This is a genomic window from Alphaproteobacteria bacterium, from assembly GCA_025800285.1.
GTDB lineage: Bacteria > Pseudomonadota > Alphaproteobacteria > JAOXRX01 > JAOXRX01 > JAOXRX01.
In genome coordinates this window covers 1-531 of record JAOXRX010000008.1, presented here as the reverse complement: position 1 = coordinate 531, position 531 = coordinate 1, and the positions used below count along the sequence as shown (strand labels likewise).

Genomic DNA, 531 nt, shown 5'->3' with positions numbered 1-531 from the left:
AAAACTATTTAAGTTAGTAAATCCAGCGGACATTCCATTTTTTCCTTTAAATAAACTATAATAAGATTACAACAGAAGTTCCCATCTTGTATAAAAATCGCGAAGCTTTCGGTTCTTAATTGCAATTATCTTTTCGACCTCTTGCTTAGCTTCGACTTTGTGCAGGAACAATCTCAACTTTGGAGGGATCTTATTTTTTCTACACTCCCAAATAGTTATCTTACCAAGAATTATTAAATAATTTAATAAATCTTTTCTGTGAAGAAAGCCAATTATAATGTCTTTTAAAGACAAAGACAAATTTTCACCTCTAATATCAGACCACCAGACTGCAAATCTATTCCAGAAGACCCGCACAGAGGAGCAGTTAAAGAAGAGGTGATACAAATCTTCCGTGTAGGTTCCACAAAAAGAGCACTTGTCCGAATCGCTTAAACCTATTTTGATTAATTTATCATTCGTAAACAAAATGAAATTCAACAATCTATATTGGAATGACCAAACATACGTTTCGCTTGCAGATTGATATGG

1 protein-coding gene is annotated in these 531 nt (G+C 33.1%); it reads right to left on the bottom strand.

All coding sequences use genetic code 11. The features are described 5' to 3' along the window. Positions 1-66: 66 nt before the first annotated feature. Positions 67-531: zinc-binding domain-containing protein (locus tag OIF36_00035; GenBank protein MCV6598859.1), on the bottom strand; the 465-nt coding region annotated here is incomplete at its 5' end.